Consider the following 20,180-nt stretch of genomic DNA (forward strand, 5'->3'; position numbering starts at 1 on the left):
TCCCTACACTTCCCGCCCATGACCTACGCGGAAGAGCACGTACACCCGGAACCCCCCGTCGCCGGCGACGAGACCGCCACTCTGCTCGGCTCGCTGGAGCGGCAGCGCGCGACCCTGGCCTGGAAGTGCGGGGGACTGGACACGGCCGGCCTGACGGCGACGGTCGGAGCTTCGTCGATCACCCTGGGCGGGCTGCTCAAGCATCTGGCCCATGTCGAGGACGACTACTTCGCCGGGCGGCTGTTCGATCGGCAGCCCAGTCCCCCGTTCGACACGGCGGACTGGGACAACGACCCCGAGTGGGACTGGCACTCGGCCGCCGACGACACCCCCGACCAGCTCTACGCCCTGTGGCGGGACGCCGTGGCCCGTTCCCGCACCCTGGTCGCGCAGGCACTGACCGAGGGCGGCCTGGACCGCCTCGCCGACCGCCGCTGGCCCGACGGCCGCGCCCCCAGCCTGCGCCGCATCCTCATCGACATGATCGAGGAGTACGCACGCCACACCGGCCACGCCGACCTGATCAGGGAATCGGTGGACGGCTTGGTGGGCGAGGACCCCGTTTAGCCCGTCCGGCGTTCGAGGACGAGCGCGTCAGCGCGACACGGGGGGACTGGGGGGCGAAGCCCCCCAGGTACGGGACGGGTAGGCGCGGAAGGGGCGAAAAACCCGTGGCTCAGCCCGCGCTGACCACGGCGCGCACCGCCCCGTCGGGCCCCGCGAGGAGCACCGACGTATCGGCCCCGCCGAGGTCCCGCACCGCGGCCCGATCCTCCGCGGACACGGCCTCCGTCTCGGACACCACAGCCGCCGCTTCCAAAGACTTCGCCCCCGAAGCGACCGCCATGGCCACGGCGGTCTGGAGGGCACTCAGCCGCAGGGAGGGCAGAGCCACCGTCCCGGCGACATACGTACGGCCCGTCTCGTCCCGTACGGCCGCCCCCTCGGGCACACCATTGCGGGCCCGCGCGGAACGGGCCAGGGTCACGATCTTGCGGTCCTCGGGGTCGAGCGCGCTGCTGTCGGTCATGCCCTGAGCATACGAAGGTCCGGTACGCCGCTACGCGACTACCCCGCCACCAGTACGCGGCTACCCCGCCACCGGATACATCGACCCCCGCCGCCCCTCCGGCGAGGCGAGCCACTCCAGCTTCGTCGCCGTATTCGCCTCCGGCAACGGCGTGTGCAGCACGATCGTGAGATCGGGCCGCGCCGGCACCTTCATGGCGGTGGACTCGACGGCGAGCAGTCCGACCAGCGGATGGTCGAGCTCCTTGCGGATCTGCCCGGCGTCCTCGATGTCCCGCCGCTCCCACAGCTCGGTGAACTCGTCGCTTTCCTCCCGGAGTTGGGCCAGCAGCTCCTGGAAGCCCTCGTCGTCGGGCGCGGCGGCGCACGACGCGCGGAACTGGGCGACGACCGTGCGCGCGTTCACCTCCCACGTCCGGGACCGGCCCCGGTAGAGGGGATCGGTGAAGAAGTCGACGATGCAGTTCTGCGTGTTCTCGGGGCGCATGCCGAGGACCATCCCGGCGGCGTCGTTGTACATCACGCAGTTGTAGTACCGGTCCATGATGTGCGCCGGATACGGCATCCAGGTGTCGATCAGCCGCCGCAGCCCGTCGCACATGTCCCGGTCCTCGGGCGCGACCTCGGCAGCGGGCGGATTCAGACCGGCGAGTACGTACAGATGGCGCCGCTCGGCGTTGCTGAGCCGCAGCACGCGGGCGACCGCGTCGAGGACCTGCGGGGAGACGGAGATGTCCCGCCCCTGCTCCAGCCACTGGTACCAGGAGGCGCCCACGCCGGCGAGCACGGCGACCTCCTCGCGGCGCAGCCCGGGAGTGCGGCGGCGCGCCCCGCCGTCCGGCAGGCCGGCCTCCGCCGGGGTCACGCGCGCCCGGCGGCTCATCAGGAAGTCCCGCAGTTCCCGCCGTCGGTGGGTCCTGAGCGCGTCCTCCGTCACGTTCGAATCCCCCTCTTGGTGACTGGTGGTGCGACCACCAGCATAAGTTCCCGCTCCCCACGGTTATTCCGGCCGCAGCAAGCTCTTGCCCATGGCGATCGACACCACCGAAACCACCTCCGCTCCCGTCCTCACACCTCCCGCGGACGTCCTCCAACCCCCGCCCGGCACCCGGCTGTCGACCCGCGACAAGCTCGTCCTGTTCGTGCTGTGCGCGGCGCAGTTCATGGTCGCGCTCGACTTCTCCGTACTGAACGTGGCACTGCCCGTGCTCGGCAGGGACCTGGGCATGAGCCAGTCCGCGCTGCAATGGGCGGTCACCGCCTTCGCGTTGCCGTCCGGCGGTTTCCTGCTCCTGTTCGGCCGCATCGGCGACCTGTACGGCCGGCGCAGGCTGTTCCTGACGGGCCTCGCCCTCTTCGGCGCGGCCTCGCTGCTCGCGACCTTCGCCTGGGACCCGGCGTCGTTCCTGGCCGGGCGGGCGTTGCAGGGGCTGGGCGCGGCGGCGATCGTGCCGACGGGCATGTCGCTGCTGACGACGACCTTCCCCGAGGGGCCGGCCCGTGACCGTGCCCTGGGCATCTCCGGCACGCTGCTGTCTCTCGGCTTCACGGTCGGCATGGTGGCGGGCGGCGTCCTGACCGACGCGCTGAGCTGGCGCTCGACGATGGGCCTGCTGTCGGTCTTCGCGCTGATCGTGCTGCCGCTGGCACCGGGTCTGCTGCCCGAGTCCCGCACCCCGGACCGGCCACGCCTGGACATCCCCGGCGCGGTCACCGTCACCGGCGGTCTGCTGGCCCTGATCTACTCCCTGTCGACGGCGGCCGAGCGCGGCTTCGGCGGCGCGGACGTCATCGCGACCCTCGTCGCGGGTGTGTTCCTGCTGGCCGCGTTCGTGTTCGTCGAGTCCCGCGCCCACGCCCCGCTCGTCTCCCTGCCCATGCTGCGCCGTCGCACGGTGGCGTGGGGCAACCTGGGCGGTCTGATCACCTTCTCCATGATGTCGACGGTGGTCTTCGTCCTGACCCTGTACTTGCAGGAGACGCTCGACCTGTCCGCCTTCGAGACCGGTCTGGTCTTCGGCGTCCAGGGCCTGCTGTCGGCCGTCGCCGGGGTGTACGCCCCGAAGGTCATCGGCCGCTTCGGCGCCCGCCGTACGCTGGTCGGCTCGCTGGCAGGGCAGGGCCTGTTCGTGGCGGCGCTGGTGGGGCTGAACGCGCACACCTGGTCCGTCTGGCTCGCCACCGCCGCTGTCTCACTGGCCAGCATGTGCCACCTGGGCGCGATCATCTCGTACGGCCTGACCGTCACCTCGGGCGTCCCCGACGAGGAACAGGGCCTGGCCACGGGTCTGGTGACCTCCACTCAGCAGGTCGGCCTCACCATCGGCATCCCGCTGCTCGGCGTCCTGGCGACGACGTCGGACGACCTGCTCAGCGGCGTCCACACGGTCCTCGCCCTGGACGCGGCGATCGTCCTGGCGGCGGCGGTCCTGGTCGCGGTGGGACTCGGCCGGCGAGGCCCGAAGGCGGGCTCAGGATCGGTCGAGGCGGAGGCGCTCGGCCTTCGGTAGACCGGCGACGACGAGATCGTAGGAATCCTCGATGAGCTCCCGGACCAGCCGGTCCGGGAGCTCGCCGTCGACCGTCACCGTGTTCCAGTGCCGCTTGTTCATGTGATACCCGGGGATGATCAGCCCCGGGTACTCGCCGCGCAGCCGGACCGCGTCGTCCGGGTCGCACTTCAGGTTGACCGTGAGCGGGCGCGCGTCCAGGTGCGTCAGCGCGAAGAGCTTGCCCAGCACCTTGAAGACCGAGACCTCCGGGGCGAAGGGGAAGTCCTCGACGGTCGCGTTGAAGGACAGGCAGAACGCGCGCAGCTGCTGCGGGGTCACTCCGGCTTCTCCTCCTCGGGGGGGTCGACCGGGCCGACCGGCTCGACGAGCACGGTGACGATCTTGTTCCGGCGCCCGGCCGCGGCCTCCGCGGTCAGCCGCAGTTCGCGCCCGTCGGGCAGCTCGACCACCGACGAGGCCGCGGCGATCGGGACCCGCCCGAGCGCCTTGGCGAGCAGTCCGCCGACGGTCTCCACGTCCTCGTCGTCGTACGCCTCGAAGCCGTACAGCTCGCCGAGGTCGCCGATGTCAAGGCGGGCGGTGACGCGGTAGCGGTCGTCGCCGAGCTCCTGGACGGGCGGCAGTTCGCGGTCGTACTCGTCGGTGATCTCGCCGACGATCTCCTCGAGGATGTCCTCGATGGTGACGATGCCGGCCGTGCCGCCGTACTCGTCGATGACGACGGCGACGTGGTTGCGCTCCTGCTGCATCTCGCGCAGCAGATCGCCCGCGTTCTTGGTGTCGGGCACGAAGGCGGCGGGCCGCATGGCCGTCGACACCAGCTCGGACTCGGCCTCCCGGCTGATGTGCGTCTTGCGGGCCAGGTCCTTCAGATACACGATCCCCACGACGTCGTCCTCGCTCTCCCCGGTGACGGGGATGCGCGAGAAGCCCGAGCGCAGCGCGAGGGTCAGCGCCTGACGGATGGTCTTGTAGCGCTCGATGACGACGAGGTCGGTCCTCGGGACCATGACCTCGCGTACGAGGGTGTCGCCCAACTCGAAGACGGAGTGCACCATACGGCGCTCCTCGTCCTCGATGAGGGACTCCTTCTCGGCGAGGTCGACCAGCGCGCGCAGCTCGGCCTCGGAGGCGAACGGGCCGCGTCTGAAGCCCTTGCCGGGCGTCAGCGCGTTGCCGATGAGGATGAGCAGGGGCGGGATCGGGCCCATGACCCGGGCCAGCGGTAGCAGTACGTACGCCGCCGCGGTCGCCGTGTTCAGCGGGTGCTGGCGGCCGATGGTGCGCGGGGAGACGCCGACCGCGACGTACGAGACGAGGACCATGACGCCGATGGCGACGGTCAGTGCCTGCCAGGTCCTGTCGAACTCCTTCAGGCAGGCGTACGTGACGAGCGTGGCGGCCGCCATTTCGCAGGCGACGCGCACGAGCAGCGCCACGTTCAGGTAGCGGGTCGGGTCGGCGGCGACCTGCGCGAGCTTGGCACTGCCGCGCCGGCCGCTGCGTACGGCCTCCTCGGCGCGGAAGCTGGAGACGCGCGCGAGGCCCGCCTCCGCGCAGGCGGCGAGCCAGGCGACGACGACCAGCAGGACGGCGCCGAGGACGAGTTGGGGACTCATGACACGGTCGGCGCCGGCGAGGGGCCCGTCATGCCCTTCTCCGCGCGCCAGCCGTCCACGATGGCGGCCTGGAGGCCGAACATCTCGGCCTTCTCGTCCGCCTCCTCGTGGTCGTAGCCGAGCAGGTGCAGCACTCCATGGACGGTGAGGAGCTGGAGCTCCTCGTCCATGGAGTGCTGCGTCGCGGCTTCCTTGCCCTGCCGCTCGGCGACCTCCGGGCAGAGCACGATGTCGCCGAGCAGGCCCTGCGGCGGCTCGTCGTCGTCCTTCGACGGCGGCCGCAGCTCATCCATGGGAAAGGACATGACATCCGTCGGGCCCGGCAGGTCCATCCACTGGATGTGCAGCTGCTCCATGGCGTCGGCGTCCACGACGATCACCGAGAGCTCGGAGAGCGGGTGGATGCGCATCCGTGCGAGCGCGTAGCGGGCGATGTCGAGGATCGCCTGCTCGTCGACCTCGGTTCCGGACTCGTTGTTGACGTCGATCGACATGGTCGTGCTGGTCTACTTCCCCTTGTGGCCGGCTTTGCCGCGGCCCTTGTGGGAGCCGTTCTCGGTGCCGTTCTCGTTGTCGTACTTCTCGTACGCGTCGACGATACGGCCGACCAGCTTGTGCCGTACGACATCGTGGGACGTGAGCCGCGAGAAGTGGACGTCGTCGAGGCCCTCCAGGATGTCCTGGACCTGGCGCAGACCCGACTTCGTCCCGTTCGGAAGGTCGACCTGCGTCACGTCACCCGTGACCACGATCTTCGAGTCGAAGCCGAGGCGGGTGAGGAACATCTTCATCTGCTCGGCGCTCGTGTTCTGGGCCTCGTCGAGAATGATGAAGGCGTCGTTGAGGGTGCGACCGCGCATGTACGCCAGGGGCGCCACCTCGATCGTCCCGGCCGCCATGAGGCGCGGGATGGAGTCGGGGTCGAGCATGTCGTGCAGCGCGTCGTAGAGCGGGCGCAGGTAGGGGTCGATCTTCTCGTAGAGCGTGCCCGGGAGGAATCCCAGGCGCTCCCCCGCCTCGACCGCCGGGCGGGTCAGGATGATCCGGTTGACCTGCTTGGACTGCAGCGCCTGGACGGCCTTCGCCATGGCGAGGTACGTCTTGCCGGTACCGGCGGGGCCGATGCCGAAGACGATGGTGTGCTTGTCGATGGCGTCGACGTACCGCTTCTGGTTGAGCGTCTTGGGGCGGATGGTGCGGCCTCGCGAGGACAGGATGTTCTGCGTGAGCACCTCGGCCGGAGTCTCCTGGCCGTCGCCCTCCCCGTTCTCGCTCGCCCTGAGCATGGCGATCGAGCGTTCCACTGCGTCCTCCGTCATCGGCTGCCCCGTACGGAGCACGAGCATCATCTCGTCGAACAGGCGCTGGACGAGGGCGACTTCACCGGCGTCGCCGACCGCACTGATCTCGTTTCCCCGGACGTGGATGTCGGCCGCCGGGAAGGCCTTCTCGATCACACGCAGGAGGGAGTCGCCGGAGCCCAGCACGGTCACCATGGGGTGCGCGGCCGGAACGGTGAACTGCGCTCTCGCTTGTCCCTGCGCGGGGGTGTGAGCTGTGGGTGTCTGAGTCATGGGCCGGCTCTGTAGGCCTGCTTTTCCTCCTTGATCGGCACGCTTGCCACGGGGGCAGCCTTGCGGTTCCAAGCGTACGTCGCCGCACTGACAGAGCCGTAGGGCTTTTCCTCACCTCACGCGGAGCGCCTCCTCACGTGACACCGAGCGCCTCCTCACGTCACGCGGAGCGCCACACGGAGCCTCACGCGGAGCGTCCGAACCCGATCGTCGGCACCGCACGGCGCAGCGGCCACGGCCGCGTCACCTCGGGCAGCAGCCCCTCCAGAAACGCATAGCGTCTCAGGGCCGTCGGATCCTGATCGTCGACGGACTGGACACGACGCCACCAGGCGGCGATCTCGGACCAGCCGGGCGCCGACAGCGACCCCCCGAACTCCTGGACGGAGAGGGCGGCGGTCAGCCCGGCGAAGGCGAGGCGGTCGGCGAGGGGCCAGTCGGCCAGGGTGCCCATGACGAAGCCCGCGACGAAGACGTCACCGGCGCCGGTGGGGTCCATGGCCTCGACGGCGATCGCCGGGACCTCGGCGGTCTCACCGGTACGGCCGTCCACGGCGTACGCGCCCTCCGAGCCGAGGGTGACGACCGCCAGCGGTACGTGCTCGGTCAGCGCGTGCGCCGCCGCGCGCGGGCAGTCGGCGCCGGTGTACCGCATGGCCTCCTCCGCGTTCGGCAGAAACGCCTCGCAGTGCTCCAGATCGGCGAGGCCCGCCAGGTCCCAGCGGCCGGTGTCGTCCCAGCCGACGTCCGCGAAGATCCGGGTGCCCTTGCTCGCGGCCTGCCCGATCCATGGCGCGCGCGTGCCCGGCGTCAGCGCGGCTACGGCGGCACGCGCGCGTGGCGGGCAGTCCGGCGCGGGTTCCTCGGGTGGCGGCTCGTGCCCGTGGCTGACCATCGTGCGCTCGCCCTCGTACGCCATCGACACGGTGACCGGGGAGTGCCAGCCGGGTACGGTGCGCGACGGGGCGAGGTCGATGCCCTCGCCCTGCTCCAGGGCGTCCCAGCAGTACTCCCCGTAGTGGTCGTCGCCGAAGGCCGCCGCCAGGGAGGTTTTCAGCCCCAGCCGTGCGAGGGCGGTCGCCATGTTGGCGACTCCGCCCGGGCTTGAACCCATCCCCCGCGCCCAGGACTCCGTCCCCCGCACGGGGGCGGAGTCGAGCCCGGTGAAGATGATGTCCAGGAAGACCGTGCCCGTGAGATAGACGTCCCAGGGCGGGTCCTGGGGGGTGCGCAGGCCGGCGAGCGGGTCGACGTGGGCCTGGCAGTACGGTCGCTCTCCGTTGGACGCGATCACGGTGCGCTCCCTGACGTGGTGCGGATCTGGCCAGTGTGCACCACCCCACCCACCGGACACCCGCCCGGTCAGGGCCGTTTTCACCCCCTCCGCCCCGTCAGGGGCGAGGGGAACTGCGCGACAAGCCCCCACCGACCCGTAGCCAAAAGACAGTCCGAGGGGGGCCTGGGGGGCGAAGCCTCCCAGGTACGGGAATGGGTAGGGGGGAGGGGGGCGAAAAAGTCACCACCGCGGCATGGACGGCGCAACCCACCCCGGCTCAGCCACCCGCATGGCCCCCGCGTCATCACGCTCCCGCAGCGAACCGTCGTCATCGAGCCACCGCCGGTGGAGCACCCCCAAAGCCCCCCGGTCGAGCTCGACCCCGAGCCCAGGCGCGTCGGAGACCTTCACACACCCGCCCTCGAAAGCGAGCCGCTCGGTCAGCACATCCTCGGACTGCCACGGATAGTGGGAGTCGCAGGCATGGTGAAGACCAGGAATCGTCGACGCGACCTGCGTCATCGCGGCGAGCGAGATCCCCAGATGGGTGTTGGAGTGCATGGACACCCCGACGCCGAACGTCCGGCAGATGGCAGCCAGTTCCCGGGTGTTCCGCAGCCCACCCCAGTAGTGGTGATCGGACAGCACGACCCGCACGGCCCCCGCCATGAAGGCCTCCGGGATCTCCGCGAACGTCGTCACGCACATGTTGGTGGCCAGCGGCACGGACGTCCCCGCCGCGACCTCGGCCATCGCGGCCGTCCCGAGCGTCGGATCCTCCAGGTACTCGAGTACGTCCGCCAACGCCTCCGCGACCTTCAGCGAGGTCGTAACGGACCAGGCCCCGTTGGGGTCGAGCCGCAGCGGATGCCCGGGGAAGGCCTCCGCGAGCGCCCGCACGGCGGCGATCTCCTGCTCGGGAGGAAAGACCCCGCCCTTGAGCTTGAACGAAGTGAACCCGTACCGCTCGGTGAACGTCCGCGCCTGCGCGACGACTCCGGCCGGGTCGAGCGCGGCTCCCCAGTCGTCCTTCTCTCCGGCGACCCCTTCGGGATGGCCGGCCCACTTGTAGAAGAGGTACGCGCTGTACTCCACCGCATCCCGCACCTTGCCGCCGAGCAGCGCGTGCACAGGCAGTCCCAGCGCCTTGCCGAGCGCGTCCAGACAGGCCACCTCGAAGCCGGAGACAACCGACAGCCGCAGCTTGTCCGCGGTCTGCACCCCGCGCAGGCCGCCGACGTCGACCTGGCCCTCCACCCGCGCCCGTTCGACGGCAACCTCGTTCACCACCGTGAACAGTCCGTTCAGATCGGAGACCTGCCGCCCCACCAGCTTCCGCGCGAACGGCTGGGCGAGCTCCAGATACGTGCCGTCGCCGTACGTCTCGCCGACGCCCGTCACCCCGTCCGCCGTGACGACCTCCACGATCAGCCGGGGGGTGTACGGCTGGTGCACGCCCTGCGTGTTCAGCAGGGGCGGGTCGGCGACGAGGATCGGGGTCAGCCGGACCTCGGTGATGGTCAGATCGCGAGTCACGGGACGACTCCTACGGTGGGCGACACCAGCTGCGTACACCATCTATGTATGAAGATGAAGATTAGGTAGGCGAACAACTGGCCGTCAATGGACCCGCCATGGGTGTCGCCAACCACCCGGCACGGCGGCAGGCGAAAGCAACCTGTCTACCCCAGCACACCCACCCCAAACAGAACGTGCCCCACATCACACCGCCCCGCCTTCTTCGCAGCCCCACCCCCTTGATACAAATTGCCCGCGCGTTCCTGTCCGTCGACAGCCGCCCAACCCCCTTCTTGAGCCGCTTCTTTCGCATGCCCTGGGAACGCCCGTGTCCGCCCGCACCACCACACCCTGGCCCCTCGTCGCCCTTTTCACGGCCGGGTACCTCGCCGCGTATCTGCTGCCGACCACCGTCGGCAGACTCGACGCCGGCCTCCCGCTCTCGGCCACGCAGGCCGGCGCCATCGGCAGCGCGCTGCTGCTGAGTTCGGCGGCGGCGGGGTTCCTGCTCGCCGCCCGGGTCGACCGCTTCGGCCCGCGCAGGCTCGCCCGCACGGGCCTGCTCCTCGCGGCCGTCGGCTACGGCACCGCCGCCCTCAGCTCGACCGTCCCGCTGGTCATCGCCGGCGCGATCGTCGGCGGCTTCGGCTCCGGTACGGCCACCACGGTCGCCGCGACCGGCATCGCCGCCCAGCGCGACCCCCACCGCACCACCACCCTGGGCCTGCTCGGCGTCTCCGCCCTCGCGGGCGCGCTGTATCTGACGATCCCCCACCTCGGCCCGGCCCACGGCCTCCCCCTCGCCGCGATCGCCTGCACGGCGCTGCTCGTGCTGCCCCTGGCCGGACGCCTCCCGGCCCGCACCCCCGCGACCCGGACGCTCCGCGCCACGACCCCGCTCCCGCACCCCCGCTCCGGCCTGGTCCTCGCCGCCGCCATGCTCTTCTGGTCCCTCGCCCAGAACTCCCTCTGGGGCGTCAGCGGCCGCATCGGACTGACGCAGGCGGGGCTCACCGAAGTCACGGTCGGAGTGGTCTTCGCGGTGGCGCTCGGCGCCGGGCTGCTGGGTGTGATCGGCGCGGGCGCGCTGGGCCCGCGGCTCGGTCTGGCGCTGCCGATCGGCGCGGGTACGGCGCTGATCGCCGGCTGCATCGCGCTCAGCGCGGCGGCGAGCGACCTGTCCTCGTTCGCGACGGGCGAGATCGCCTGGAACACGCTCTACCCGGTCGTGCTCTCGTACGTGATCGGCCTCGCCGCTTCCCTGGACCCGCGCGGACGGTGGGCTGTCCTCGTCGGCTCGGCCTCCTCACTGGGCACGGCGTGCGGCCCGCTCGCCGGCAGTCTGCTCTCCGCGCGGGCGGGTTTCCCGGCGATGGGCGTGCTCCTGGCGCTCGGACTGCTCCTGGTCACCGTCCCGATGACGGCCGTGGCGCTGCGCCCCAGGCGCGGCACCCCGCAGGAACACCCGGTCGTCGAGATCCCGCTGGAGGCCGTGCCCGCCCAGCGGACGGCGTACGACATGGCGGGACCCCGGCAGGCGGCAGCGGCCACACCGGGGTCCGGAACCGCCTGACGGCTACGCGAACTCGAGCTGCTCGATCGAACGCGAGCTACCCGAACTCGTACGCCTCGACCTCGGCGAAGTAGCGGGCCCGCCGCTCCTCGTCGTGCTCCAGGAAGGACGCCTCGAACGAATTGCGCGCCAGCTCCCGCATCCGTTCCCGATCCAGCCCCAGCGCGTCGTGCACGGCGTGGAAGGTGTCGCCGATATAGCCCCCGAAGTACGCGGGGTCGTCGGAGTTGACGGTGCACAGCAGCCCGGCGTCCATCATGGCGGGCAGCGGGTGGTCCTCCAGGACGTCCACGGCGCGCAGCCGTACGTTCGACAGCGGGCACAGCGTCAGCGGCACCCGGTCCCGTACCAGCCGCTCGACGAGCTCGGGGTCCTCCATGCAGCGCAGCCCGTGGTCGATGCGCTCGACGCCGAGCACGTCCAGCGCCTCGGTGATGTAGGCGGGCGGGCCCTCCTCGCCGGCGTGCGCGACGCGCCGCAGACCGAGCGCGGCGGCGGCCTCGTACACCTCGCGGAACTTGACCGGCGGGTGTCCCACCTCTGCGGAGTCGAGGCCGATGCCGACGATCCGGTCGAGGTACGGCTTCGCGGCCTCCAGAGTCTCCATCGCCGACTCGGCGGACTCGTCCCGCAGGAAGCACATGATCAGCTGCGTGGAGATGCCGTGCGTCTCCTCGCTGCGGGCCAGCGCCCGGGACAATCCCTCGACGACCGTGCCCATCCCCACCCCACGGGCGATGTGGGCCTGCGGATCGAAGAAGATCTCCGCGTGCCGCACGCCCTGCGCGGCGGCCCGCGCCAGGTAGGCGTCGGCCAGGTCGGCGAAGTCCTGTTCCGTCCGCAGTACGGCCATGAGCTCGTAGTACAGGTTCAGGAACGACTGCAGATCGTCGAAGAGATACGCCTTGCGCAGCTCTTCGGTGTCCGCGTACGGCAGCGTCACGCCGTTGCGCGCGGCGAGCGCGAAGGCCAGCTCGGGTTCGAGGGTGCCTTCGATGTGGAGGTGCAGTTCTGCTTTGGGGAGGGGCATCAAAGCATCGTACGGTCGTTTCCCGGGCACTCCGGGATCGGCACCCGGAGCACTGTCACCTGCGCTTCGCGACCCGCACCCCGCGCACCCTCACCGGCGCTTCGCGACCCGCAGCCGGAGCACCCTCACCGGCGCTTCGGAACCGGCACCCGCACCAGATCGTGCGCCACGGTCAGCTCCCCCTCGAACCCCGCGGCCCGAGCCTGCCGCTCGAACTCGTCGGGCTCGGAGTAGCGCTGGCTGAAGTGGGTGAGCACGAGATGCCGTACGCCGGCCTCCACGGCCACGCGTCCCGCCTGACCTGCCGTCAAGTGCCCGTGATCGACGGCGAGTTGCTCGTCCTCGTCGAGGAACGTCGACTCGATGACCAGCAGGTCGCACCCTTCGGCGAGCGCGTACACTCCCTCGCACATCCGGGTGTCCATGACGAACGCGAACCGCTGCCCGCGCCGCACCTCGCTGACGTCGTCGAGGGACACCCCGTGGAGCGAGCCCTCCCGCTGCAGACGCCCGACGTCGGGCCCCCTGATACCGCGCTCGGCGAGCCGCTCGGGAAGTATCCGCCGCCCGTCCGGCTCGACCAGCCGGTACCCGAACGACTCCACGGGGTGGGAGAGCCTGCGGGCCTCCAAGGTGTACGAGGGCGTGGTCGCGAGCACACCGTCGACCTCGATCGGCGCTTCCGTCAGCGCGACGGTCTCGCGGTAGGCGGTCGCATACCGCAGCCGGTCGAAGAACCGCTGCCCGGAGCGCGGATAGTGGGCGGTCACCTCGTGCGGCACGCGGTCGAGGTTGATGCGCTGGATCACGCCGGCGAGCCCGAGTGAATGGTCCCCGTGGAAGTGGGTGACACAGATCCGGTGCAGGTCGTGCGCGGCGACTCCGGCACGCAGCATCTGGCGCTGCGTGCCCTCGCCGGGGTCGAAGAGCAGTCCCTCGCCGTCCCACCGCAGCAGATAGCCGTTGTGGTTGCGATGCCGGGTCGGGACCTGGCTGGCGGTGCCGAGGACCACCAATTCACGTACGGACAAGGTCGGTTACCCCGGGGGCCACTGCATACCGCGGCCGCCCAGCACGTGGGCGTGCGCGTGGAAGACGGTCTGGCCCGCGCCGCTGCCGGTGTTGAACACGACCCGGTAGCTCTCCAGTTTGTCCTCGGCCGCCACCTCGGCGGACTCGCGCAGCAGGTCCGCGGCGATGCCGGGTTCGGCGTCCGCCAGCGCAGCCGCGTTCGGGTAGTGCACCTTGGGGATGACCAGGACGTGGCTGGGCGCCTGAGGGTTTATGTCACGGAAGGCGACGGTCGTCTCCGTCTCCCGGACCACGGTCGCCGGAATGTGCCCCGCGACGATCTTGCAGAACAAGCAGTCGTCCTGCGGCTCTCCCGCCATGCGTGTGCCTCCTCACGCCAGCCGATCATTACGTCCGCATGCTATCGGCCCGACAGAGCGGGCGGCTTACGGCTCTGCCGCCGCGCGGGGCTGTGCCGGACGCCCGGGACTCCGCCGGCGTCCGGACCCCGCGCCCGCCCGAAAGGGCGGGCGGGGAACATCCGCCGCGCAGCGGTGGATCACCCCCGCCACCGTGGCGGCACAGGTCACAGCGGTGGCAGAGCGGGCGCAGCCTTCGCCGGGTTCTCCGTGAGGGCCGCCAGGGCGATCCGGATCGCCTCGTCGAGCTGGGTGTCGCGTCCGGCGGCGTAGTCCTGTGGAGCCTGGACGACCTCGACGTCGGGGTCGACACCGTGGTTCTCGACGCCCCACTCGTAACCCTCCAGCCAGAAGGCGTACTTGGGCTGGGTGACGAGCGTGCCGTCGACGAGCCGGTAGCGGCTGTCGATGCCGATCACACCGCCCCAGGTGCGCGTGCCGACCACGGGCCCGATCCCGAGCGCCTTGATCGCCGCGTTGACGATGTCGCCGTCCGAACCGGAGAACTCGTTGGCGACGGCGACGACCGGGCCACGCGGCGCGTCCTCCGGGTAGCTGTACGGGCGCAGGCCGCGCGGCAGGTCCCAGCCGACGATCCGCCGCGCCAGCTTCTCGACGACGAGCTGGGAGGTGTGCCCGCCGCGGTTCTCGCGGACGTCCACGACCAGCCCCTCCCGGGCCACCTCGATGCGCAGATCGCGGTGGAGCTGGGCCCACCCGGAGCCGACCATGTCCGGCACGTGCAGATACCCGAGGCGGCCCCCGGACTGCTCGTGGACGTAGGCCCGCCGGTCCGCCACCCACGCGTGGTACCGCAGCGGCTCCTCGTCCGCGAGCGGGACGACGACCGCATGACGTGGATCGCCGCCTCCCGAGGGCGAGATGGTCAGCTCCACCGGCTTGCCCGCCGTGCCGACGAGCAGCGGCCCGGGCCCGGCCACCGGGTCCACCGGCTGCCCGGCGACCGCGACGATCGCGTCCCCGGCGCGCACCGCGACCCCGGGCGCGGCGAGCGGCGCCCGCGCGTCCGGGTCGGAGGTCTCGGACGGGAGGATCCGGTCGATGCGCCAACTGCCGTCCCCATGACGGGAGATGTCCGCGCCGAGCAGCCCCTGCGCCCGGTCGCCGCCGCCCCCTCCGCCGCGCGGCATGACGTACGCGTGCGAGGTGCCGAGCTCGCCGTGCACCTCCCAGAGCAGGTCGACGAGGTCGTCGTGCGTGGCGACCCGTTCGAGAACCGGCCGATAGCGGTCGAGTACGGCGTCCCAGTCGACCCCGCCCAGGTCGGGCCGCCAGAAGTTGTCCCGCATGAGGCGGCCCGTCTCGTCGTACATCTGCCGCCACTCGGCGACCGGGTCGACGGTCTGCCGGACCCGCGACAGATCGACGGTGATGTTCGTGTCGCTCTCGTCGTCGTTCGAGGCGCGCCGGTCGCTGGGTACGACCTTGAGCTTGCCGTCGGTCCACAGCAGGACCCGCTTGCCGTCGCCGCTGACGGCGAAGTGGTCGGCGTCGGCGGCGAGATGCTCGATGCGCTGCTGGACGAGGTCGTACCGCTCCAGCTCGGTCTGCGGGTCCGGGTCGTCGGGGGTGGCGCGGGAGGCGCCGAGCACACCGCGGACGGGGTGCCGCAGCCACAGCAGCCCGTCCTTGGCGGCGCGCAGCGTCGAGTAGCGGGCCGCCTCGACGGGGAACGGCACGATCCGGTCGGCGAGCCCGTCGAGGTCGATGCGGGTCGTGGGGGTGCCCTCGCTGTCAGGCGTCTCGTCCTTGTCCGGCGCCTCGAAGGGGCGGCCGTGCCGCTGCGGCCCGAAGGGGGACGGCGTGGTCGCGGCCAGGGTGATCAGGTAGGGCCGCGAGCCGCCCACGAACGCCAGGTCGAAGACGTGCTCGTCGTAGACGGGGTCGAACGCGCGCGCCGAGAGGAAGGCGAGGTGCTTGCCGTCGAGCGTGAACGCGGGCTCGTAGTCCCGGAACCGGAGCGGGGTCGCCTCGGTCACCGACAGGTCGGCGGTGTTGGCCAGCTTGAGCTGGCGCAGCGGGCGCGGCCCGGGGTGCGACCAGGCGAGCCAGGCCGAGTCGGGCGAGAAGACAAGCCCGCTGACCTCACCGTCCTCGCTGCGGTCGACCTCGCGCACCTCGCCGCTCTCCCGCTCGACGAGCAGCACGCGTCCGTCGTGCGAGGCGACGGCGGCGCGGCTCCCGTCGGGCGCCATCGCGAGCCCGAGGACGCGCCCGAGCTGCCCGGCGGCGAGTCGGCGCGGGGTGGCCCCCGGCGCGACTCCCGTCGCCGGGGCGAACTCCAGGGCATCATCGCCCTCCGCGTCCGTCACCCACACCACGTGCTCCTCGCCCTCCGCCCGGAAGGTTCGGGGCAGCCGGGAGCGCACGCCCTGCTCGGCGGCGAGGGCGCGGGCCGGGCCCGAGCGGTGGGTGACCCAGTGGACGGCGCCGCGCACGGAGACCGCGCTGCCGCGTCCGGTGTGGTCGGGCGCGGCGGCGGAGAACCAGCGCGACGCGCTCACGGGGCGCGGCTGCTGGTCGACGCGCTGGCCGCCGAGCCGGAAGTCCAGCCGGCGCGGCTCGGCGCCCTCCAGGTCGTCGAGGAGCCACAGCTCACCGGCGCAGGCGTACACGACCCGCGTGCCGTCGGTGGCCGCGTGGCGGGCGTAGAACCGGTCGATCGGCGTGTGCCGCCGCAGGTCGGACCCGTCGGCGAGGGAGGAGTAGAGCGCCCCGACACCTTCGTGGTCGGACAGGAAGGCGATCCGCTCCCCCGCCCACATGGGGTACTCGATGTTCCCGTCGAGCGACTCATGCAGCCGTACGAATGCGGAGTCCCCGTCGCCCTCCCGGTCGATCCACAGCTTGCCCGCCGTACCGCCGCGATACCGCTTCCACCAGGCGGCCTCGCGCCCCATGGGCGCGGACAGCAGCACGACACCCGGACCGCCGTGGGCGACGTCGCCGACAGGCCCGTACGGAAGGGTCGTCGCGGGGCCGCCGTCGAGCGGGACGGCCCGGGCCCAGCTGCGCCGCAGGCTCGCCTGCCCCTGGGTGCTGAGCGCGAGCACCTGACCGTCCGGGGTCCAGCCGCGCACCTGGGTCTTCGAACTCCCCCAGTACGTCAGCCGTTTGGACGGTCCGCCCGCCAGGGCGGCGGCGTGCACCTCCGGCGCCCCGTCACGCGTGGACGTCCAGGCGACGGTCGCGCCGTCCGGGGAGATGCGCGGATGGTTCACCGGGACGTTGTCGGCGCTGACCCGCCAGGCCCTGCCTTCGCCGTCGAGCGGGGCGGCCCAGACGTCGTCCTCGGCCGTGAAGACGACCAACTCGCCGTGCAGATGCGGAAACCGGAGATACGCGGAGGCTGCGGACTCTGTCACCCGATCACCCTATGCAGCGACCGCAACCCTTGAAAGGGGTTTCGATCACTTGATCCGCGTGTGCCGGGCAGGTCACCGGGCAGGTCACTTGCCCTGGGAGGGCCAGCAGGTCGGGTCGCCCTTGCACCACATGGTCTTCGTCACGGTGACGGTGACGGTGGGGTTGGGCTGTCCGTTCGTGGGGTGGTACGAGATGGGCGGGTTGGGGGCGTTCGTGGCGTTGCAGTTCCCCAGACCGTTCACGTGGAACCACTCCTTGCCGCCGACCGTGGCGCGCAGGTCCCCGCGTACGCACGCGCCGTCGACGGCCCGGGTGACCTTGCCCTTGACGACGATCTCCCGTCCGTCGTCCGTCTGCCCCTGGCAGTCGACGGAGGCGACGGTGCTCACGGTCGGCGCGGGCGTCTTGCCGGGCGTGTAGGCCTTGTTGGCCCCGCCGTACGACGCCGTGCAGCTGAGCCAGCGCACGTTCACATGCTGTCGTTCGAGTTCCTTGGTCGCGGTCTGGTCGGTCGTGTACGCCACCGTGGCCGAACTCAGCCCGCCCGTCGGCTCGCACGCGGCCACCCCGAACACTCCGGCCGCTCCGAGCCCCACCGCCACCAGCACCTGCCGGCGCCCTGTCCGACGCCTTATCCGCCTCAAAACCCCCATAGACGGCAGCCTGCCACTGTCCCGCGACCGACGGTAGACCGCATGCGGCCACGATCCCCACGACCACCCGAAGGAGGGTTTTTTCGCCCGTATGTGAGGACGGCGCCCCGCCAGGGGCGCGGGGAACTGCGCGACAAGCCCCCACCGGTCCGTAGCCGAAAGGCCGGCACGGGACGGGCAGGGGCGGAGGGGGCGAAGAAAGCCTGGACCTCAGGTGCGCAGCAGCAGCCACTCCTGAAGCTCCACCAGGTTGCCCTCCGGGTCCTTGAGGTGGGCGACGCGCATGCGGTCGGTCATGGGGGCAGGCCCGTGCAGGATCGTCGCGCCACGCGAGGCGATCTGCTCGCAGTACGCGTCCAGGTCGTCCACCCGAAGCACCACCAACGACCGATGCCCACTCGCCAAGTCACCCAGCTCACCAAGGACTTCGGCCATCACGGAGCGGTCCTGTATGGCGATCCCCGCCGACCCGGTGGCGGGGCTGAACTTCTCGTACGGCCCCTCCGTCGCACCCGACTGGGGCTTGAGCCCCAGCACCTCGGCGTAGAAGCGGTAACACACGGCGAAGTCCGAGACGAGCAGCCGTACCTGGGCGAGTTCCAAGGCGATCCCCCGTGGGTGTCAGGACCAGCGACCGGTACGGGCCAGCAGCAGCGCCGCCGCCACGGTCCCGGCGGTCGATGTACGCAGCACGGTACGCCCCAGGTGGAACGTCCTCGCACCCGCCTCGACGAACAGAGCGACCTCCTCGGGAGAAATCCCGCCCTCGGGGCCGACCACCAGCACGATCTCCCCGGAGGAGGGGAGCTCGGCCGTGGCGAACGGCTCGGTCCCGAGCTCAGTGTCCTCGTGCAGCACCGCCGCCAGATCCGCTGTGGCCAGAAGTGCGGCAACCTGCTTGGTCGACATCGCGTCCGCGACCTCGGGGAAGCGGACGCGCCGGGACTGCTTGCCGGCTTCCCGGGCCGTGGCCCGCCACTTGGCGAGCGCCTTCAGACCCCGGTCGCCCTTCCACTGCGTGATGCAGCGGGATGCCGCCCAGGGGACGATCGCGTCCACGCCGGTCTCGGTCATCGTCTCGACGGCCAGCTCGCCCCGGTCACCCTTTGGCAGGGCCTGGACGACGGTGATGCGCGGCTCCTCCGCCGGCTCCTCGGCCACCGAGCCCATCCGGACGATCAGCCGGTCCTTGCCCTCGGTCTCCAGCACCACGCAGTCCGCCCAGCGCCCGGCCCCGTCGGTGAGGACGACGTCCTCACCGGGCCGCAGCCGCTTCACGGAGACGGCGTGCCGTCCCTCGGGCCCGTCGAGGACGTAGCGTCCACCGCCGCCCGCGTCGAAGTGATCGACCACGAACACCGGGGCGGTCATCGGCCCGCACCCCCGTTCCCTTCCGGGAGCGCCGACAACGCTGTCTTCGCGGCGGCGAGTTCGGCGCTCAGCACCTCCACCAGCTGCCCAGCGGGCAGTTCACGGGCCATGCGGTGGCCCTGCCCGGCCCACAGCGCCATGCCCTGCGCGTCGCCCGCCGCGGCGGCCGCCTTGCGCAGCGGGGAGGTGAGGTGGTGGATCTCGGGATACGCGGCGGGCGCGTACGGGCCGTGCTCGCGCATGAAGCGGTTGACCAGTCCGCGCGCCGGGCGGCCGGAGAACGCGCGCGTCAACTCCGTCCGTACGAACAGGGGGTTGGTCAGCGCCTGCTTGTGCACGACGTTCGCGCCGGACTCGGGGGTGGCGAGGAACGCGGTGCCGAGCTGGGCCGCGCTCGCGCCCGCCGCGAGCACCGCCGCGATCTGGCTGCCGCGCATGATGCCGCCGGCCGCGACGATCGGGATCTGCACGGTCTCGCGGACCTGCGCGATCAGCGAGAGCAGTCCGATGCCGGTGCCGTCCGTCTCCGGATTGTCGCGATGGGTGCCCTGGTGACCGCCGGCCTCGACACCCTGCGCGATCACCGCGGCGGCGCCCGCCCGCTGCACGGCCAGCGCCTCCTCGGCGGTGGTCGCGGTGACCATCGTCAGCGTGCCGGCGCGGGCCAGGGAGTCCAGGACGTCGCGGGTGGGGATGCCGAAGTGGAAGGAGACCACCGGCACCGGGTTGTCGAGGAGGACGGCGAGCTTGGCGTCGTAGCCGTCGTCGCGCCCGCTGTCGGGGTCGCCGAGCTCGGTCTCGTACCAGGCGGCCTCACCCGCGAGCTGGTTGGCGTACACCTCGACGGCGGCCGAGTCCGCATACTCGGGCTGCGGCATGAAGAGGTTCACGCCGAAGGGGCGGCCCGTGAGTCCGCGCAGCTGCTTGATCTCCTGGTACATGCCGTCGGCGGTCTTGTACCCGGCGGCGAGGAACCCGAGCCCACCGGCCTCGGACACGGCGGCCGCGAGATGCGGGACGGAGACGCCGCCCGCCATGGGGGCCTGCACGATCGGGTGAGGGAAGAGATCGGTCAGTGCGGAGGACATGACGGCATGTTGTCACGTCCTCCGTACAAGTCCGAATCCGGCCTTCCGCCTGGCATAGGCCACCGGGATGGGCGGTCGCGAGGCGGATTTTCCGCGCCCCGCAAGGGGCGCGGGGAACT

At 71.5% G+C, this 20,180-nt stretch carries 19 protein-coding genes; 3 read left to right on the plus strand and 16 right to left on the minus strand.

Translation table 11 applies throughout. The features are described 5' to 3' along the window. Positions 1-18: 18 nt before the first annotated feature. Complete coding sequence (locus tag AB5J53_RS16935) at positions 19-567, plus strand: DinB family protein (RefSeq protein ID WP_369246490.1); 549 nt, start codon at positions 19-21, stop codon at positions 565-567. A gap of 109 nt (positions 568-676) precedes the next feature. Here the strand turns inward: AB5J53_RS16935 and AB5J53_RS16940 are convergent, their stop codons facing one another. After that, entirely contained in the window at positions 677-1,030 is a 354-nt protein-coding gene (locus AB5J53_RS16940) for a cytidine deaminase (protein ID WP_369246491.1), read from the minus strand. Between the two features lie 60 nt (positions 1,031-1,090). Beyond that, positions 1,091-1,966 (minus strand): helix-turn-helix transcriptional regulator, encoded by an 876-nt coding sequence (locus tag AB5J53_RS16945; RefSeq protein WP_369246492.1) that lies wholly within the window; start codon positions 1,964-1,966, stop codon positions 1,091-1,093. A gap of 91 nt (positions 1,967-2,057) precedes the next feature. Between AB5J53_RS16945 and AB5J53_RS16950 the strand changes: the two genes are divergently transcribed. Further along, positions 2,058-3,539 carry an MFS transporter gene (locus AB5J53_RS16950; RefSeq protein WP_369246493.1) on the plus strand — a complete coding sequence of 494 codons (1,482 nt, stop codon included), beginning with the start codon at positions 2,058-2,060 and terminating at the stop codon, positions 3,537-3,539. On the opposite strand, the gene AB5J53_RS16955 is transcribed toward AB5J53_RS16950, so the two are convergent. The 6 genes from AB5J53_RS16955 to AB5J53_RS16980 all read right to left on the minus strand — a co-directional run bounded on the left by AB5J53_RS16955 (position 3,501) and on the right by AB5J53_RS16980 (position 9,547). Further along, a complete protein-coding gene (locus AB5J53_RS16955; protein WP_369246494.1) occupies positions 3,501-3,860 on the minus strand; it encodes an MmcQ/YjbR family DNA-binding protein in 360 nt (119 codons plus the stop codon). The genes AB5J53_RS16950 and AB5J53_RS16955 overlap by 39 nt on opposite strands. After that, positions 3,857-5,161 (minus strand): hemolysin family protein, encoded by a 1,305-nt coding sequence (locus AB5J53_RS16960; RefSeq protein WP_369246495.1) that lies wholly within the window; start codon positions 5,159-5,161, stop codon positions 3,857-3,859. Before AB5J53_RS16960 ends, AB5J53_RS16955 begins: the two co-directional genes overlap by 4 nt. Next, positions 5,158-5,655: an rRNA maturation RNase YbeY gene (gene ybeY / locus AB5J53_RS16965; RefSeq protein WP_189185145.1), complete on the minus strand. Its 498-nt coding sequence runs from the start codon at positions 5,653-5,655 to the stop codon at positions 5,158-5,160. Before ybeY ends, AB5J53_RS16960 begins: the two co-directional genes overlap by 4 nt. Before the next feature lie 12 nt (positions 5,656-5,667). After that, positions 5,668-6,735: a PhoH family protein gene (locus AB5J53_RS16970; protein ID WP_369246496.1), complete on the minus strand. Its 1,068-nt coding sequence runs from the start codon at positions 6,733-6,735 to the stop codon at positions 5,668-5,670. 184 nt (positions 6,736-6,919) lie between these two features. Continuing rightward, positions 6,920-8,029 carry a carbohydrate kinase family protein gene (locus AB5J53_RS16975; RefSeq protein WP_369246497.1) on the minus strand — a complete coding sequence of 370 codons (1,110 nt, stop codon included), beginning with the start codon at positions 8,027-8,029 and terminating at the stop codon, positions 6,920-6,922. Positions 8,030-8,251: 222 nt separating this feature from the next. After that, positions 8,252-9,547: a glucarate dehydratase family protein gene (locus tag AB5J53_RS16980; RefSeq protein ID WP_369246498.1), complete on the minus strand. Its 1,296-nt coding sequence runs from the start codon at positions 9,545-9,547 to the stop codon at positions 8,252-8,254. 310 nt (positions 9,548-9,857) lie between these two features. Between AB5J53_RS16980 and AB5J53_RS16985 the strand changes: the two genes are divergently transcribed. Next, a complete protein-coding gene (locus AB5J53_RS16985) occupies positions 9,858-11,102 on the plus strand; it encodes an MFS transporter (protein WP_369246499.1) in 1,245 nt (414 codons plus the stop codon). A gap of 37 nt (positions 11,103-11,139) precedes the next feature. Here the strand turns inward: AB5J53_RS16985 and AB5J53_RS16990 are convergent, their stop codons facing one another. From AB5J53_RS16990 to AB5J53_RS17025, 8 genes are all read right to left on the minus strand, one after another. After that, complete coding sequence (locus tag AB5J53_RS16990) at positions 11,140-12,132, minus strand: adenosine deaminase (RefSeq protein ID WP_369246500.1); 993 nt, start codon at positions 12,130-12,132, stop codon at positions 11,140-11,142. Between the two features lie 125 nt (positions 12,133-12,257). Then, entirely contained in the window at positions 12,258-13,163 is a 906-nt protein-coding gene (locus AB5J53_RS16995) for a ribonuclease Z (protein WP_369246501.1), read from the minus strand. 6 nt (positions 13,164-13,169) lie between these two features. Then, positions 13,170-13,523: a histidine triad nucleotide-binding protein gene (locus AB5J53_RS17000; RefSeq protein ID WP_369246502.1), complete on the minus strand. Its 354-nt coding sequence runs from the start codon at positions 13,521-13,523 to the stop codon at positions 13,170-13,172. A gap of 206 nt (positions 13,524-13,729) precedes the next feature. Next, positions 13,730-16,948 (minus strand): S41 family peptidase, encoded by a 3,219-nt coding sequence (locus tag AB5J53_RS17005; RefSeq protein WP_369246503.1) that lies wholly within the window; start codon positions 16,946-16,948, stop codon positions 13,730-13,732. Positions 16,949-17,032: 84 nt separating this feature from the next. Continuing rightward, the gene (locus tag AB5J53_RS17010) at positions 17,033-17,551 is read right to left on the minus strand and encodes a hypothetical protein (protein ID WP_369252280.1); all 519 of its coding nucleotides are present in this window, start codon (positions 17,549-17,551) and stop codon (positions 17,033-17,035) included. Positions 17,552-17,812: 261 nt separating this feature from the next. Further along, on the minus strand, positions 17,813-18,205 hold the full coding sequence (locus tag AB5J53_RS17015) for a VOC family protein (protein WP_369246504.1): 393 nt from the start codon (positions 18,203-18,205) through the stop codon (positions 17,813-17,815). Positions 18,206-18,223: 18 nt separating this feature from the next. Beyond that, the gene (locus AB5J53_RS17020; protein WP_369246505.1) at positions 18,224-18,973 is read right to left on the minus strand and encodes a 16S rRNA (uracil(1498)-N(3))-methyltransferase; all 750 of its coding nucleotides are present in this window, start codon (positions 18,971-18,973) and stop codon (positions 18,224-18,226) included. Next, on the minus strand, positions 18,970-20,061 hold the full coding sequence (locus tag AB5J53_RS17025) for a nitronate monooxygenase (protein ID WP_369246506.1): 1,092 nt from the start codon (positions 20,059-20,061) through the stop codon (positions 18,970-18,972). Before AB5J53_RS17025 ends, AB5J53_RS17020 begins: the two co-directional genes overlap by 4 nt. Between the last annotated feature and the right edge of the window lie 119 nt (positions 20,062-20,180).

The organism is Streptomyces sp. R41, assembly GCF_041053055.1.
GTDB lineage: Bacteria > Actinomycetota > Actinomycetes > Streptomycetales > Streptomycetaceae > Streptomyces.

What these genes read in the sequence shown, in the direction of transcription:
- AB5J53_RS16990 (WP_369246500.1), bottom strand. Translation starts at nt 12,132, where the DNA reads ATGCCCCTCCCCAAAGCAGAACTGCACCTCCACATCGAAGGCACCCTC.
- AB5J53_RS16970 (WP_369246496.1), bottom strand. Translation starts at nt 6,735, where the DNA reads ATGACTCAGACACCCACAGCTCACACCCCCGCGCAGGGACAAGCGAGA.
- AB5J53_RS17025 (WP_369246506.1), bottom strand. Translation starts at nt 20,061, where the DNA reads ATGTCCTCCGCACTGACCGATCTCTTCCCTCACCCGATCGTGCAGGCC.
- AB5J53_RS16935 (WP_369246490.1), top strand. Translation starts at nt 19, where the DNA reads ATGACCTACGCGGAAGAGCACGTACACCCGGAACCCCCCGTCGCCGGC.
- AB5J53_RS17000 (WP_369246502.1), bottom strand. Translation starts at nt 13,523, where the DNA reads ATGGCGGGAGAGCCGCAGGACGACTGCTTGTTCTGCAAGATCGTCGCG.
- AB5J53_RS17020 (WP_369246505.1), bottom strand. Translation starts at nt 18,973, where the DNA reads ATGACCGCCCCGGTGTTCGTGGTCGATCACTTCGACGCGGGCGGCGGT.
- ybeY (WP_189185145.1), bottom strand. Translation starts at nt 5,655, where the DNA reads ATGTCGATCGACGTCAACAACGAGTCCGGAACCGAGGTCGACGAGCAG.
- AB5J53_RS16960 (WP_369246495.1), bottom strand. Translation starts at nt 5,161, where the DNA reads ATGAGTCCCCAACTCGTCCTCGGCGCCGTCCTGCTGGTCGTCGTCGCC.
- AB5J53_RS16950 (WP_369246493.1), top strand. Translation starts at nt 2,058, where the DNA reads ATGGCGATCGACACCACCGAAACCACCTCCGCTCCCGTCCTCACACCT.
- AB5J53_RS16940 (WP_369246491.1), bottom strand. Translation starts at nt 1,030, where the DNA reads ATGACCGACAGCAGCGCGCTCGACCCCGAGGACCGCAAGATCGTGACC.